Annotated in this window: 13 protein-coding genes; 7 read left to right on the forward strand and 6 right to left on the reverse strand. The window is 74.3% G+C overall.

The genetic code is table 11. The annotated features are described in order from the left end of the window. The 3 genes from KS423_RS07090 to KS423_RS07100 all read right to left on the reverse strand — a co-directional run. Nucleotides 1-212: hypothetical protein (locus KS423_RS07090; protein ID WP_224276232.1), on the reverse strand; the 212-nt coding region annotated here is incomplete at its 3' end. A 514-nt stretch (nucleotides 213-726) separates the two neighbouring features. Next, on the reverse strand, nucleotides 727-1,209 hold the full coding sequence (locus KS423_RS07095) for a DoxX family protein (RefSeq protein ID WP_224276234.1): 483 nt from the start codon (nucleotides 1,207-1,209) through the stop codon (nucleotides 727-729). Nucleotides 1,210-1,240: 31 nt separating this feature from the next. After that, nucleotides 1,241-1,903: a hydrolase gene (locus tag KS423_RS07100; RefSeq protein ID WP_224276236.1), complete on the reverse strand. Its 663-nt coding sequence runs from the start codon at nucleotides 1,901-1,903 to the stop codon at nucleotides 1,241-1,243. 300 nt (nucleotides 1,904-2,203) lie between these two features. Here KS423_RS07100 and KS423_RS07105 point away from each other — a divergent pair, with 300 nt between their 5' ends. The 7 genes from KS423_RS07105 (at nucleotide 2,204) to KS423_RS07135 (ending at nucleotide 11,715) form a co-directional block, all read left to right on the forward strand. Next, nucleotides 2,204-4,081, forward strand: a complete 1,878-nt coding sequence (locus KS423_RS07105) for an amidohydrolase (protein WP_224276287.1) — start codon at nucleotides 2,204-2,206, stop codon at nucleotides 4,079-4,081. 82 nt (nucleotides 4,082-4,163) lie between these two features. Beyond that, nucleotides 4,164-4,871, forward strand: coding sequence for a YoaK family protein (locus KS423_RS07110; RefSeq protein WP_308020146.1), 708 nt, complete (start codon nucleotides 4,164-4,166; stop codon nucleotides 4,869-4,871). A gap of 127 nt (nucleotides 4,872-4,998) precedes the next feature. Further along, nucleotides 4,999-7,725 (forward strand): AAA family ATPase, encoded by a 2,727-nt coding sequence (locus KS423_RS07115; RefSeq protein WP_224276238.1) that lies wholly within the window; start codon nucleotides 4,999-5,001, stop codon nucleotides 7,723-7,725. A 128-nt stretch (nucleotides 7,726-7,853) separates the two neighbouring features. Beyond that, on the forward strand, nucleotides 7,854-8,825 hold the full coding sequence (locus KS423_RS07120; protein WP_224276240.1) for a helix-turn-helix domain-containing protein: 972 nt from the start codon (nucleotides 7,854-7,856) through the stop codon (nucleotides 8,823-8,825). Between the two features lie 99 nt (nucleotides 8,826-8,924). Continuing rightward, on the forward strand, nucleotides 8,925-9,947 hold the full coding sequence (locus tag KS423_RS07125; protein ID WP_224276242.1) for an alpha/beta hydrolase: 1,023 nt from the start codon (nucleotides 8,925-8,927) through the stop codon (nucleotides 9,945-9,947). A 92-nt stretch (nucleotides 9,948-10,039) separates the two neighbouring features. Then, the gene (locus KS423_RS07130) at nucleotides 10,040-11,080 is read left to right on the forward strand and encodes a helix-turn-helix domain-containing protein (RefSeq protein ID WP_224276244.1); all 1,041 of its coding nucleotides are present in this window, start codon (nucleotides 10,040-10,042) and stop codon (nucleotides 11,078-11,080) included. Nucleotides 11,081-11,286: 206 nt separating this feature from the next. Then, nucleotides 11,287-11,715 carry an Ohr family peroxiredoxin gene (locus KS423_RS07135; protein ID WP_224276246.1) on the forward strand — a complete coding sequence of 143 codons (429 nt, stop codon included), beginning with the start codon at nucleotides 11,287-11,289 and terminating at the stop codon, nucleotides 11,713-11,715. Between the two features lie 226 nt (nucleotides 11,716-11,941). Here the strand turns inward: KS423_RS07135 and KS423_RS07140 are convergent, their stop codons facing one another. The 3 genes from KS423_RS07140 to KS423_RS07150 form a co-directional block, all read right to left on the reverse strand. After that, on the reverse strand, nucleotides 11,942-12,427 hold the full coding sequence (locus KS423_RS07140; protein WP_374119912.1) for a hypothetical protein: 486 nt from the start codon (nucleotides 12,425-12,427) through the stop codon (nucleotides 11,942-11,944). A 120-nt stretch (nucleotides 12,428-12,547) separates the two neighbouring features. Beyond that, entirely contained in the window at nucleotides 12,548-13,111 is a 564-nt protein-coding gene (locus KS423_RS07145) for an ABATE domain-containing protein (RefSeq protein WP_224276250.1), read from the reverse strand. A gap of 20 nt (nucleotides 13,112-13,131) precedes the next feature. Beyond that, nucleotides 13,132-14,895 (reverse strand): ABC-F family ATP-binding cassette domain-containing protein, encoded by a 1,764-nt coding sequence (locus KS423_RS07150; RefSeq protein ID WP_224276252.1) that lies wholly within the window; start codon nucleotides 14,893-14,895, stop codon nucleotides 13,132-13,134. Nucleotides 14,896-14,917 lie beyond the last annotated feature (22 nt).

Genomic DNA, 14,917 nt, shown 5'->3' on the forward strand with positions numbered 1-14,917 from the left:
CCGGACGCCGGGGGCGCCAGCGTCGCCGGCGTGCCGGGGGCGGCGGGCGAAGCCGACGGGTCGGGCGACGCGGTCGGGGTGGCTGCCGCGGTCGCGGCCGGTGTGGTGGTCGCAGCGGCCGGTGATGCCGCTGCTCCGTTCAGGATGGCGCCGCAGAGGATGAGCACGGTGGTTGTCGCGGCGGCTGACAACGTCAGCTTGCGCACGGTCACGTGGAGGGTCCCTTCGGGTCAACGGTGCTGGAACGGTGGTGACTTGTGGTGGGGCACACTGCCCGGAGCAGTCGCACTGGCCCTGACCGACGGGTAACTTAGCAGCCACCGGCAGCCTTGTTGACAGTTTTGTCAGGTTCGCGGACCGCGATCACGAGATTTCATGGCCCGGGAGCCGGGCTTTTCCCTTGGGTTCATGCGGAGCTCGGCAGTCCGGTGCGAGGTGATTCGGTGAGTCGGATCCGGATCCGGGAATGAGACGATCGACTGTCATATGTGCCCAGGACCAGGCGAATCGGCTCCGGGTGCGAGGCGTCGCACGGCCGTCGTTCGCGAAATGGCCGGCCGGGCCGATCCGGCCGGTGTCATCGGGTGCGCATTTTCCGGAACCCGTCGGTCCCTACCGTTCTTCGTCCGTGGCTCGCTGGATCGCCGAGCACCCGAATGCGCCGACGGGCTCGGGCCCTGGGCGGGGATTCCGCCCAGGGCCCGAGCCCGTTCCGTCGCGGCTGCCTCAGCTGCGGTGCAGGGCGAGGCGGGTGACCAGCCCGCCGCCCACGCCGGCGACGACGGCCGCGGGCAGCCACCACAGCGGCCACTGCGCCAGGCCGAGCGCCCCGTCGACCGACCACTGTCCCGGGCCGGTGGCGGTCAGCGCCGCGCCGATGACGATCAGGACGAACGGGAACTCGTACCCGTCGTGCTGCACCCACAGCCCGTGGGGCCACTTGACCGTCAGGGCGACGGTCATCACCCCCATGACGCCCGCGCCGGCCAGCGGGGTGAGCAGGCCGAGGGCCAGCATCAGCCCGGCCCCGAGCTGGGTGCCGCCGGCGGTGATCGCGGTGAGCTTGCCGCCGCGGAAGCCGTCGCCCCGGAACTCGGCGCTGCCGCCCTCCAGTCCACCCCCTCCGAGGTGGAAGCTGACCTTCTGGACGCCGTGGCCCGCGATCAGCAGGCCGGCGACCAGGCGCAGCAGGAGTAGACCCGTGTTCATGTCGGACTCCGTCAGGGTCGGTGGCGGGCCGTCAGCCGGCGGCGTGCGGGTTGATCATGGACTGGGCGTAGACGATGCCCATGCCGTAGGCGCCGCCGTGCTCCTTGACCAGGTCCGTGACCGCGACGTAGGTCTCGGTGCGGGCCCAGTCGCGCTGGAGCTCCAGCAGGACCTGCACCCAGGTGACGGGCACGGCGCCGGCGGCGGTCATCCGCTGCAGGGCGTGCTCGTGGGCCAGCGGGCTGACGCCGCCGGAGGCGTCGGCGACGACGTAGACCTCGTAGCCCTGGTCCAGCGCGGAGAGGGCGGGCAGGACCAGGCAGACCTCGGTCCACAGGCCGGACAGGATGATCTTGGTGCGGCCGGTCGCCTTGACGGCCGCGACCAGGGCCTCGTCCTCCCAGGCGTTCATGCTGGTCCGGTCGATGACCTCCTGGTCGGGGAAGACCTCCCGCAGCTGCGGCAGGAGCGGGCCGGAGAAGGACTCGGCCGCGACGGTGGACAGCACCACCGGCACGTCGAAGATCTTCGCGGCCTTCGCCAGGCCGACGGTGGAGTTGATGATGGCGGTGCGGTCGCCGCTGCCGGTGCCGAAGAACATCTGCGGCTGGTGGTCAACGAACAGCATCATCGCGTTGTCCGGGGTGAGCAGGTCCGGGCTCGGGGCGGCGTGGACGTTGGCGAAGTCGACCATGGTTCTTCTCTTTCCTTGGGAATGCAGGGAATTGACACTACGTCAGACGACGCTGCCGGATCGGCTCGGCGTCACGTTCGACGACACTAGTCCGCGATGGTCCGACCGTTCTGCTCGCTCTGCGCCCGGGACTGTTCCGACAACGCACGACCACGGGCACCGGCCCGGCCGGCCGCCGAAGTGCGCTGCTGGGCAACTGCCGATGCGCTGCGGAGAACCTCGCCCGCCGTCGGCTGCCTAGGTTCGCTGGGCGGCCCCGCGCCGAAGCGCCACCGAACGAAGGGAACCCCGTTGTCCACCATGCCCGTCGCCGGAATCCGTCCCGGCACCCCCGACCAGCCCGCCGACCTGGTCGTGCGCAACGCCAAGGTGTTCACCAACGACCCGCGCCGCCCGCAGGCCACCGCGGTGGCCGTCCGGGACGGTCTGGTCCAGGCGGTCGGCGACGACGCGGACGTCGCCCCGCTGGTCGGCCCCCGCACCCGGGTGGTCGACGCGCTCGGCCGCCGGGCCGTCCCGGGACTCAACGACGCGCACCTGCACGTCATCCGCGGCGGCCTCAACTACGTGCTGGAGCTGCGCTGGGACGGCGTCCCGACGCTGCGCGAGGCCCTGGCCATGCTCCGGTTGCAGGCCGAGCGCACCCCGCCCGGCCAGTGGGTGCGGGTGGTCGGCGGCTGGTCCGCCGACCAGTTCGCCGAACGGCGCCTGCCCACCCTGGAGGAGCTCAACGCCGCGGCGCCCGACACCCCCGTCTTCGTGCTGCACCTCTACCAGTCGGCGCTGCTCAACCGGGCCGCGCTGCGCGCCGCGGGCTTCACCCGGGACACCCCCGACCCGGCCGGCGGCCAGATCGTGCGCGGGCGCGACGGCGAACCGACCGGACTGCTGATCGCCGCCCCGGGCGCCCTGCTGCTCTACTCCACGCTGGCCAAGGCGCCGACGCTGGACGAGGCCGACCGGATCGGCTCCACCCGGCACTTCCTGCGCGAGCTGAACCGCTTCGGCCTCACCTCCGCGATCGACGCCGCCGGCGGTTTCCAGAGCTTCCCCGAGAACTACGGCACCGTCATGGAGCTCGCCCGGCAGGGCGAGTTGACCCTGCGCATCGCCTACCACCTCTTCCCGCAGACCGCGGGCCAGGAGCTGGACGACCTCACCCGCTGGGTCAACACCGTGCGCCCCGGGGAAGGAGACGAATGGCTGCGGCTCAACGGCGCGGGGGAGAACCTCACCTGGGCCGCCGCCGACTTCGAGAACTTCACCGAACCCCGGCCGCAACTGGGCTCCTACGAGAGCGAGTTCGAGAAGGCCGTCCGCCTGCTGATGGAGAACGGCTGGGGCTTCCGGCTGCACGCCACCTACGACGAGACCATCCGCCGCGACCTCGCCGTCTTCGAGAAGCTCGCCGCCGAGGGCCTCTTCCCGCAGGGCAACCGCTGGCTCTTCGACCACGCGGAGACGGTGAGCCCGGACAGCCTCGACCGGATCGCGGCCCTGGGCGGCGCCGTCTCCGTGCAGAACCGCCTCTCCTTCCAGGGCGAGGCCTTCGTCTCCCGCTACGGCGCCCCGGCCGCCGCCGAGGCTCCGCCGCTGCGCGCGATGCTGGACCGCGGCCTGACCGTCGCGGCGGGCACCGACGCCACCCGGGTCTCCTCCTACAACCCCTGGGTCGCCCTGCACTGGCTGGTCTCCGGCCGTGCGGTCAGCGGGCGGCGCCTCGCGGCCGACCACAACCGGCTCAGCCGCGAGCAGGCCCTGGAGCTCTACACCCTGGGCGGCGCGCGCCTCACCGGCGAGCAGGACGTCAAGGGGCGCCTGGCCGTCGGCAGTTACGCGGACCTCGCGCTGCTCAGCGCCGACTACTTCACCGTCCCCGAGGCCGACATCCCGCACATCGAGTCCGTCCTCACCGTCGTCGGCGGACGCATCGTCCACGCCACCGCGGAGCACCAGGGGCTGGCGCCCGAGCTGCCCGAGGTGTCGCCGTCCTGGAGCCCGGTCACCCGCTTCGGCGGCTACCACGCCACCCCCGCCCCCAGCCTGGCCGGCGTCCGTCAGGCCGAAGGCGTACTGGAGGCCGTGGCGGCCTCCGGCGAGCAGCACGCCTGGCGCGCGGCCCGCGGCCTCGCCCTCCCGGGGCAGCCGCAGGTTCCGATGGATCCCTGCTTCTTCTGAGGAGCAGCCAAGTCCACTCGGGGGCATCGCCGGAACGAGGCGGTGCCCCCGCCCGTATTCCCCTACCGCACGAGGAGCCGTCGTGACGAATCCCGCAGCCGAATCCCGCACCGCACCCCCGCCGCAGCTGCCCGGACCGCAGATCCACGACCGCCACCCGCTGGCCCTGGCCCTGTTCGGCCTCACCCTGGTCAGCGGCCTGATCGACGCCGTGAGCTACCTCGGGCTCGGCCACGTCTTCACCGCGAACATGACCGGCAACGTCGTCGTCATCGCCTTCGCCCTCGCCGGCGCGCCCGGATTCTCCGTCGCCGGCTCGCTGACCTCCCTCGCCGCCTTCCTCCTCGGCGCGCTGCTGGCCGGCCGGCTCGCCACCCGACAGGCCGGTACCCGGCAGCCCCGGCGGCTGCGGGCGGCCTTCGTCCTGGAGGCCGCGCTGTACGGCGTGGCCGCTGTCGTGGCGTTCGTCCGGAGCGTCGACGGGCCCGCCCAGTACGGCGTGATCGCGCTGCTCGCCCTCGCGATGGGCATCCGCAACGGCACCGTCCGCGGCCTCGGCGTGCCGGACCTCACCACCACCGTGCTCACCCTGACCCTGACCGGCCTGGCCGCCGACTCCCGCCTTGCCGGCGGCACCGCCCTCCGCCAGCGCCGGAAGGTGTTCTCCGTCGCCACCATGCTCGCCGGCGCCGCCCCCGGCGCGGTCCTCGTGCTGCACGGGCAGACCGCCTGGGCCCTGGTCGCCAGCGCTGTCCTGGCCGGTGTCACCGTCCTGCTCTACCGCGAGTGAGCCGACGGTCCGGCCTCGTCGCCCGCCCGCGGGCGGGGCCGTGGACCCGGCATCGAACCGGCGGATCGGGCGGGCGATAACCTGGGGTGCCCGGGGAGCGGGCCGACCGACCCGAGGAAGAGGAACAGTGGCGGAGGACAGGCGGTTTCCGGTCCTGGTCGGGCGGCAGCGGGAGACGGAGCTGCTGACCGCGGCGCTGGTCCAGGCCGAGGACGGCGCGAGCGGTTCCACCGTGCTGCTGCGCGGCGACGCCGGTGTCGGCAAGAGCACCCTGGTGGCCCGGGTGGAGCGGGTGGCGTGCGGGCGCGGGTTCACCGTGCTGCGCGCGGTCGGTACGGAGGCGGAGACGGACTTCGCGTTCGGGGCCCTCCACCAGGCCTTCTGGTCGCTGCTCCAGCGCTCCGACGCGCTGTCCGCGCACCAGCGGGAGGCCCTGGAGAGCGCGTTCGGCGTCCGCTCCGGGACCCCGAGCGGCTTCGCCGTCGGCGCCGCCGCGCTGGCCCTGCTGGAGGAGGCGGTGTGGACCGCCCCCGTCCTGCTGCTCCTGGACGACCTGCACTGGATGGATTCGTCGAGCGCGACCGTCTTCGCCTTCCTGCACCGGCGGTGCGCCGAGCTGCCGGTGGCGATCGTCGGCGCCACCCGCCCGGACGGACCGGCCGCCCAGACCTGGTCGGCCGAGGCCGTCGACGTCCCGGCCCTGCCCCGGGAGGACGCGGCCCTGCTGCTGGGCACCTGCTACCCCGAACTCGCGGCGCCCGCCAAGGAGCGCGTCCTGACCGAGGCGGCCGGGAACCCGCTGGCGCTGGTGGAGCTGCCGCGTCAACTGGCGGCCGCCCAGCAGTGGGGTGCCGCTCCGCTGCCCGAACGGCTGCCGCTGGGGCGGAAGCTGGAACGGATGTTCGCGGAACGGCTGGGGACGGTGACGCCGGAGGTCGGCCGTCTCCTGCTGCTCGGCGCCCTGGCCACCGGCCCGGACTCCGGCAGCGCCGAGTGGCTCCGTGCCCTCGCGGACGAGAACGCGCGGGAGATCCTGGACCGGATCGAGGCGGAGGGCCTGGCCCGGCTCGACCCGGCCGGGCACCTCGTGTTCCGGCACCCCCTGGTCCGTACCGCCGTCGTCTCCACCGCCTCCGACACCGCGCGCCGGGAGGCGCACCGCGCGCTGTCCGAGACCCTCGCACCGGACGACCCGCGACGGCTCGTCCACGAGGCGGCCGCCGCGCTGCTGCCCGACGAGGACCTCGCGCACCGCCTCCAGGAGGCCGGCCGCGACCTCGCCCACCGGGGCGGCGAGGCGGAGGGGGCGCTCCTGCTCGAACGCGCCGCCGTCCTCAGCCCCAGCTCCTGCGACCGCGTCCGCAGGCTCACCTGGGCCGCCGTGATGGCCGCCCGCGGCGGGCAGCTGCGCCACACCGTGGCCCTGGTGGAGGAACTGAAGAGCAGTACCGTTCCGCAGGACACCGCCCCGCTGTTCTCGTACGCGGTGGTCTACGCCGACCAGAGCCACCACGTCGACTTCGAGTCCTCGGCCGCGTTGCTGCCCGCCGCCCTCGACACGCTGACCGCGCCGGGCGCCGACACCTTCGGCGGGCTGGTCGAACAGGTCTACTTCAAACTCCTCCTGGCCGCCACCTACACGGACGACCCCTGGGCCTGGCGCGCCCTGGAACGGCACCGGGAGAACGTCTCCGAGGTGGGCCGGCTGTGCCTGCGGGCCTGGACCGCCCCGGGCCCGGACGCGGCCGCCGCCCTGATGGCGACGGCCGAGGGCATGACCCAGGAGCAGGAGGCCGGCGCGGCCTGGCTCCTGCTGTGGACCGCCTCGGCACTCGACTGCCCCGAGGGCGACCTGTGGCAGCGCTTCTCCGGGCTGCACGGCTACGCCACCCAGGGCTCGGTCGCGAAGGCCAAGGCCCACCAGGACTACCTGCTCGGACACTGGGACCGGGCGGCCGTCTGCCTGCGCGAGGCCGAGATGGCGGACGAGCTCGGCTACCACACCAACGGCCTGATGTTCCGCCTGTACCACGCCCACTTCCTGGCCGGCCGGGGCGACGAGGCCGGACTGCGGGAGATCGAGCGGACCATCGGGCCGATCGCCACCCGCGCCCGGATGCGGTACGTCCTCGACCGGCTGAGCCATCTGCGTGGCCTGGCCGCGCTCGCCCACCGGCGCTACGAGGAAGCGTACGCGCACTTCTGCGAGCTCACCCCGCCCGGGCGACTGCCCGGCGGCCGGCCCTGGCACCACACGCTCGTCCTCGACCTGGTGACGGCCGCCGTCCACACCGGACGGCAGGAGGAGGCCCGGGCGCACCTCGCGGCCGGAGCCGGGGCGGGCTCGGCGGAGATCTCCGGACGCCACGCCCTCCTGTGCGCGGCCGCCACCGCCCTGGCCGCGGACGACGACGAGGCCGAGGCCGCCTACCGTGCGGCGTACGCCGTGCCGGGCGCCGAACAGTGGGTGTTCGACCTCGCGCGACTGCGGCTCGCCCACGGCGCCTGGCTGCGCCGCCGCCACCGGCCCGGGGCCAGGGAGGCACTGCGCGCGGCCCACCACGTGTTCCGCCGCCTCCGGGCCACCCCCTGGGCGGCGCAGTGCGAGGAGGAGCTCCGTGCCGCGGGCGACTCCGTGGCCCCGACGCAGAACGGACCGGTCACGGGGGCGGCCGGGCTGACCGGTCAGGAGCTGCGCATCGCCCGGCTGGCCGCGACCGGTCTGACCAACAAGCAGATCGGCCGGCAGCTCCAGCTGTCGCCCCGCACCGTCGGGGCCCACCTCTACAAGATCTTCCCGAAGCTCGGCATCACCACGCGGGCCGCCCTCGCCCACGCTCTCGACGGCGGCTGACCTGCCCGAACGCCCGCCGTCCCGAGCCCGGCGGCCGACCGTGCCGACACGACAGTCAGATGACCTAACGACCCGCGCCGCCCGAGCCCCAGGCTGAGAGTGCAGGACCTCGGCGGAAGGACGGTCAGATGGGCGTGCGGGTGACGACCGCGTCGGTCGCGGACGACGAGAAGGCGGCCTTCTGGAGCGGGGCGGTGTCGCGGTCGCTGGTGCCCCTGGAGGTGCGCCCGCTCACCGGGCGGCCGTTCGACGGACTCCTGGAGTCGCACCGCCTCGGGTACGTGCGGATCTCCACGCTGGAGGCCGACGCGGCCCGGCTCTCCCGCACGGCGGCGCTGATCGCGCGGACGCCACGGAGCGAACCGCAGGTCGGGGTCGGCGTGCAGGTGACGGGCCGGGCCGTCCTGGAGCAGGACGGGCGCCGCGCGGAGGTGCCGCCGGGCGGGCTCGTCCTGTACGACACGGCGCGCCCGTACGCGGTGGACTACCCGCAGCGGTTCCGCACCCACCTGTTCCACGTGCCGCGCCGGCTTCTGGGGGTGCCCGAGCGCGACCTGCGGAACGCGTCGGCGACGGCCGTCGGCCCGACGGAGGGGTGCGGACCGGTGCTGCTGCCCTTCCTTGGCGTCCTCGCCGCCTCCGCGCACTCCTACCCCGCCCCGGTCGGGGACCGGCTCGCCGGCAGCGTCGCGGACCTCTTCGGCACACTCATCGCCCAGCTGGCACCGGCCCGGGCGGTGGACGAGCAGGGAGCCCAGAACGCCCACCTGGTCCGGCGGGTGCGGGAGTACATCGACCGCCACCTGGGCGACCCGGACCTGTCCCCCGAAGGGATCGCCGATGCGCACCACATCTCCGTGCGGTACCTGCACCGGCTCTTCGAGGGCGAGGGCGTGACGGTGAGCCGGCTCATCCAGCGGCTCCGCCTGGACGCCTGCGCCCGCGAGCTGGCCCGGCGGGGCCGCACCGCGCCCACGGTCTCGGCCGTCGCCCAGCGGTGGGGCTTCGTCAACCCGGCACACTTCAGCCGGACCTTCCGCGCCGCATACGGCGTCTCGCCGCGCGAGTGGCGCTCACGCCCGCACGGCGAACCCGGCTGAGGAGCCGCCGGCCCGCCCGCCGAAGGGCACGAACAGGCCACCACGGCCGGGGCACACACGGAGCCACCGTGCCCGTCGACCGAAGCCAGGAGCAGAGAGTTGTCCGACCCCACCCCCCTGCCCGAGCGGCGCCCGGTGCTCGACCGGGCGGTCCAGGAGTTCCTGGACGCCCGAGCCGGCCGGTCCGCGACGGAACCGCCGGACCTCTCCTGCCTCACCTGCGACGATGCTCCGGACGGTGCGGACGCTCCGGACGGCGGGCCGGTCGGCGGCGCGTTCGGGGCCGAGGACGATCCGTACGGCACGACGTCGGAATGGCTCGCCCTGCCCTGCGGACCGACCGGACGGGTGCACGTCCAGGTGACCAGACCCGTCGGCGCCGCCCAGCCCAGCCCCGTCGTGCTGTTCCTGCCCGGCCTCGGCTGGTCGCTCGGCGACGCCGACTGCTACGCCCGGCTGATCCGGGAGTTCGCCCTGGGCACCGACGCCGCCGTCGTCTACGTGGACTACGCCCGAGCGCCCGCGGCCCGCTACCCGGTGGCCGTCGAACAGTGCCACGCCGTGGCCCGCTGGATCCACGAGCACGGCCACGAGATCGGACTGGACGGGGCCCGGATCGCCGCCGTCGGCGACTCCGCGGGGGCCAACCTGGTGGCGGCCCTGACCCTGCTGGCCCGCCGGCGCGACGACGTACCGCTGCTCCACCAGGTGCTGCTGTACCCGGTCACCGACGCCGACTTCGACACCCCCTCCTACCGCCGGTTCGCGACGGGGTACTTCCTGCACCGCGACCACATGCGCCGCTTCTGGGACGACTACCTGCCCGACCCTCAGCGACGGACCGAGGCCACCGCCGCGCCGCTGCGTGCCTCCCTCGACCAGCTCGCCGGGCTGCCGCCGGCCCTGGTGGTCACCGCCGAGGCCGACGTGCTGCGGGACGAGGGCGAGGCCTACGCGGCCAGGCTCCGCGCGGCCGGGGTCCCGGTGGTGGCGACGCGCTACCAGGGCGCCGTCCACGGCTTCCTGCTGCTCGGCGCGAGCTTCCCCACGAGCACCGCCCGCGCCGCGCTGATCCAGGCCGTCGACACCGTGCACGTCGCCCTGCACGGCCGTTCCTGGTGACCCCCGACCACCGCCCCGACGAGAGCCCGCGCCCACCCGACACCGCGACACCGGACCGGCCGGTCCGGTCGACAGCTGTTCGAGGAGTACCGATGTCCGTCGTTCTCGACACCGCCCTGGTACCGCCCGCAGACCGCGCCGAGTACTGGCACGAGGCCGTCTCCCGCACCTTCATCCCGCTGGACGTGGCCCTGCTCGAAAGCGAGCCCGCCCCCGCGACGATCACCAGTCACAGCCTGGGTGCCACCCAGGTCTCCCTGGTGCAGGCCGGCCCGCAGCGGGTCGAGCGCGGCGCGGGGCTGATCGCCCGCGGCGGGGAGGACCACCTCACCCTGGCGCTCCAGCACCGCGGTACCGCCCGGCTCGACCAGGACGGCCGCCAAGTGGAGCTGCGCCCGGGCACGTTCGCGATCTCCGATGCCGGGAGGCCGTTCGCCAAGGAGCTTCCGGAGCCCTTCCTCTTCACGGCCTTCCACTGGCCGCGGTCGGTCGGGGGCGTCTCCGAGGAGGATCTGCGGGTGCTCACCGCGACGGCCTTCGACACCGGCGACGGCACCGCCCGGCTGGTGGCGGCCTACCTGGAGTGCCTCTCGCGGTCGGCCGGTGCGATGGAGCCGCAGCCGGCCGCCTGGCTCGCCGCCACGGCGTTCGACCTGCTCGCGGTGCTCGCCCACGAGCGGCGCGGCCGGTCCGTCCCCGAGGCGCCCGAGGCGGCGCTCGCCACTCTTGCGCGGGTGAAGGACCACATCCTGCGTCATCTGGGTGACCCGGGCCTCTCGCCGGAGCGGATCGCGGCGGCCCATCACGTGTCGGTGCGGTACCTGCACAAGCTGTTCCGCTTCGAGGGGGTGACGGTGGCCCGCTGGATCCAGCGCCGGCGGCTGGAGATGTCCCGCCGGGACCTCGCCCGTCCGGGGGCGGGGCGGGCGAGCGTGGCCGCGGTCGCGGGCCGCTGGGGCTTCGTGAGCGCGAGTCACTTCAGCCGGGCGTTCCGCGCCGCCTACGGCGTCTCCCCGCGCGAGTGGCAGGCATGCGCCGGAACGGGCCTCACCCCGGCCGCCGTCCGGCTGCCCCCGCCGGGCGGCGAGCCGGGGGCGACGGGCCTGCCGTCCGGATACGGCGTCGCGGTGTGAGGCCTCCGGCGGTTGGCAGCCGCCGCTCGGAGCGGCCGGATCGGCCGTCACCTCTGATCGCGCGCGAGGGCGTCACTGGCTTGACTGGTGACGCATTGGATTGCCATCATTGCATCACCGCCTGGACCGGTGATGCAGAAGAGGGTTCGGACGCATCGCCGGGAGGCGGTCGGACATCGAGTCGATCCAGATGGGGAGCACCAGTCATGGCAGTCAGCTACACCGCCGTTGTCGACGTCGACGGTGAGGGCCGCAACGGCGGCCGGGTCCGCTCCTCCGACGGTCTGCTGGAGACCGGTCTCGCCATTCCGAAGGAGCTCGGCGGCGCAGGCACCGCGACCAACCCGGAGCAGCTCCTCGCGGCCGGCTGGGCCGCCTGCTTCCTCGGAGCCCTCCGCCGGGCGGCCGGGGACCGTGGGACCCGGCTCACCAGCACCACCATCACCGCCGAGATCACGCTGACCCACGGCGACGACGACGAGTTCTCGCTCTCCGCGGTCCTGCGCCCCGTGCTCGGCGGCGTGGACCAGGCCACCGCCGAGGAGCTCGCGCGCGCCGCGCACCGGATCTGCCCGTACTCCAAGGCCACGCGCGACAACATCCCGGTCGTCATCCACGCCGGCGTCGCGGCCTGACCCACCCCCCGACCGGCGGGTCCCGTGCCTGTTCCCCCGTCCCGCACGGGACCCGCCCGCACAGGCACACCCACACCACCGGCCGGAGGACCGGCGCGGCACATGGCCTTCGTCGGCGCACACGTGTTCACCGGTGGTCGGACGTCCTCGTCATGCCCCTGACCGGTGTTCCACCGTCTCCGAGGGGAGACGGCCCCCGGGGGAGCGGCCGCGGCCGGTCGGTGGGTCAGCCGGCGTCGCCCGGGGTGGCCGGGCCCGGCCGCAGCAGGGTGTACATGACGGAGCGCTGCTGCTTGTGGCGCCGGACGCGCCCCTTGGCGACGAGGGATTCCAGGGTGTTCCGTACGACCTGGGGCGTCGGGTTGCGCTTCGGGTACTTCGCCATGAGCTCGACCCGCAGGTCCTTCGCCGGGCACGGCTCGTCGTGCCGGCCCAGGAGTTCCACGAGCAGGTCACCGAGCAGAGGCCGGTGCGAGGCCGCCTTCGCACCGGTCCTCGTCGTGCCGGTCTTCGTCGTGCGGGCCGCCGGGGCGGTGGACTCCTCCCGTGGCCGCTCGGGAGGAAGTGCCTGGCCGGCGGGGCCCTCGTACCGCTCGGCGAGACTCAGGATGTCGGCCAGGAGGGCCTCCTCCTGCTTCAGCATCCTGAGCTCCTCCGCCAGCTCCCGCTGTCGCTGGTGGTTCTTCTCCAGGTCCGACGCGGCTTGTTCCACGTACCGGGACCGGAGCGTGGAGGCTGGATGGCGGGTCACAACCGTTCACTCCCTAGGCATGGTGGTGTTGCATGGTACCCATGCCGGGGCCGCGCGCCGACGCGTGCGGTTGTGGAGGGGTTACCGAGGGCCCGTGGCGGACGGCGTCTTCTTCCGCGCGCGGTAGGCGGCGGCCTTGATCCTGTTGCCGCAGGACTCCATGCCGCACCACTGGCGGCGCATGCCCCGGGAGCGGTCGATGTAGACCCGGGTGCACTCCGGGTTGCCGCACTCCTTCATCAGGGGGACGTCCGGGCCGCTGAGGAGTTCGACCGCCTGGCGCGCGACGGTCGCCAGCGCCTGCTCGGGGGTCGCCTCGTTGTGCCGCCCGGTCATGGTGAGCTGCGGTGTCACGGGCGGCTTGCGTGCGGCGCCGTTGAGCACGGCGAGCGCCTCGCGGTCGAACGCCTCGCCGAGCCGTCGGTTGGTGACGAGCCGGTAGACGGCCTCGCGGACGGTCGTCGCCTCGCGGACGTCCTGTTCGTCACCGGGCGTGATCGTGTCCACCAGCCCGCAGTCCAGGTACCAGGCGTTCAACCGCTCCGGCGTCACGAACATCTCGAACCGGATCGTGCGCCGTGCACGGAGCGTGGCCGCGAAGTCCAGGGCCGGGTGCCCGCAGACGAAGACATGGTCAAGGTTCACATCACCATGCTGACAGGTGACTACGCAGGCGGGCAATAACGCCCGGCCCCGGCAGGGTCGAGCCGCAGCTCGCGGCCCTGCCAGCGCCGGCGCAGCCAGCGGTCGTGGCTCGCGAGGACGATCGCGCCGGGACCGGTGCCGAGGGCCTCCTCCAGTTCGTCGCACAGGCGGGGGGAGAGGTGGTTGGTGGGTTCGTCGAGCAGCAGCAGCTGGGGCGGTTCGGCCACCAGGAGCGCCAGCGCGAGCCGTCGGCGCTGTCCGACGGACAGCCGGCCGACCGGCTTGTCCAGGTCCGCCGTGTGCAGCAGACCGAGCGACCCCAGCGGCACCTCCTCGGCCCGAGACGGGCCCAGTGCCAGCGCGTAGGTGTCGCGGACGGTGCGGTCGGGCCGGTCGAACGCGGTGTCCTGGGTGAGCAGCCCCACCGTCAGCCCGGGGCGCCGGCGCACCGTGCCCCCGGCGGCGAGGTGCCCGGCGAGCACGGCGAGCAGCGTCGACTTGCCCGTCCCGTTGCCGCCCGTGACCAGCAGCCGGTCGGCCGCCGGCACCTCCAGAGCGTCCAGCGCGAGCCGGCCGGGCACCCGGACGTCCCGGAGTGCGACCAGGGGCCGCCGGTCCTCCCCGGCGTCCGCGGCCAGAGCGACGGTGCCCGAGGCCACAGCCCCGACATCCGAGGCCACAGCCCCGACGGCCGAGGCCACGGCCTCGGCTTCCGTGCCCAGAGCGCCGGCGTCCGCGGCCAGGGCGGCGACGGCGAACCGCAGCGGGCGCGGCGGCTCGGGGACCTGCGCGCGCTCCAGTTCCGCCAGCCGGCGGGCGGCGTTGCGCACCCGGCGGGAGACCTGGTTCTGCACCCGGCCCGCCCGGTGGCCGTAACCCATCTTCTCGTTGTCCCGCGGACCCCGGTCCGGTGCGACCAGGTGCGCGGTCACGCCGGCCGAGTGGCGCAGCTGTGCCAGCTCCTGCTGCTCCTCGGTGTACCGCCGCTCCCAGCGCTCCCGCTCGGCGCGCCGCTCGCCCAGGTAGGCGCTGTAGTTGCCGCCGTAGCGGACCGGTCCGTCCACCGCCGGGTCGAGGTCGACCAGATGGGTGCAGACGGCGTCCAGGAACGCCCGGTCGTGGGCGGCGACGACCACGGTGCCGGGCAGTTCGCGGATCTGCTCCTCCAGGAAGGCCGCGGCGCCGTCGTCGAGGTGGTTGGTCGGCTCGTCCAGCAGCAGCGCGGACGGCCGTCGGACGAGCAGTGCGGCGAGGGCCAGCCGGCCGCGCTGCCCGCCGGACAGCGAGCCGAGCGTGCGGTCGTGCCCGAGTGCGCCGAGGCCCAGCCCGTCGAGGACCAGGGCGGCGCGGCGGTCGGCGTCCCAGGACTCCCGGTACCGGGCCTGTTCCAGCCGCCTGCCGTAGGCGTCCAGGAGTTCCGCGTGGCCGGGGGCGGTCTCCGGGACACGGGCGATCTCCGCGCCGAGCCGGTCCAGTTCCGCGAGGTCCTCGCGGGCCTCGCGCAGCGCGTCGTCCAGGACGGCGGCGACGGTCGCGTCGGTCTCGAAGGGCATCTCCTGGTGCAGGAAGCCGAGGTCCGCGGGACGCGAGACGCTTCCGGCGTCGGGTTCGTCCACGCCGGCGAGCACCCGCAGAAGGGTGGACTTGCCGGCGCCGTTCTCCCCGATCAGGCCGATCCGGTGGCCGGGGGCGGCGCTCAGGCCGACACCGTCGAGGACGCGCCGGCCGCCGAGGTTGCGGACGACGTCGTGGGCGAGCAGGGCGTGCTGGGCGTGCTGGAGCACGGGGATCCTTGGTCCTTCCGAC

The sequence above is a fragment of the Streptomyces sp. LS1784 genome (genome assembly GCF_020103755.1).
Taxonomy (GTDB): domain Bacteria; phylum Actinomycetota; class Actinomycetes; order Streptomycetales; family Streptomycetaceae; genus Kitasatospora.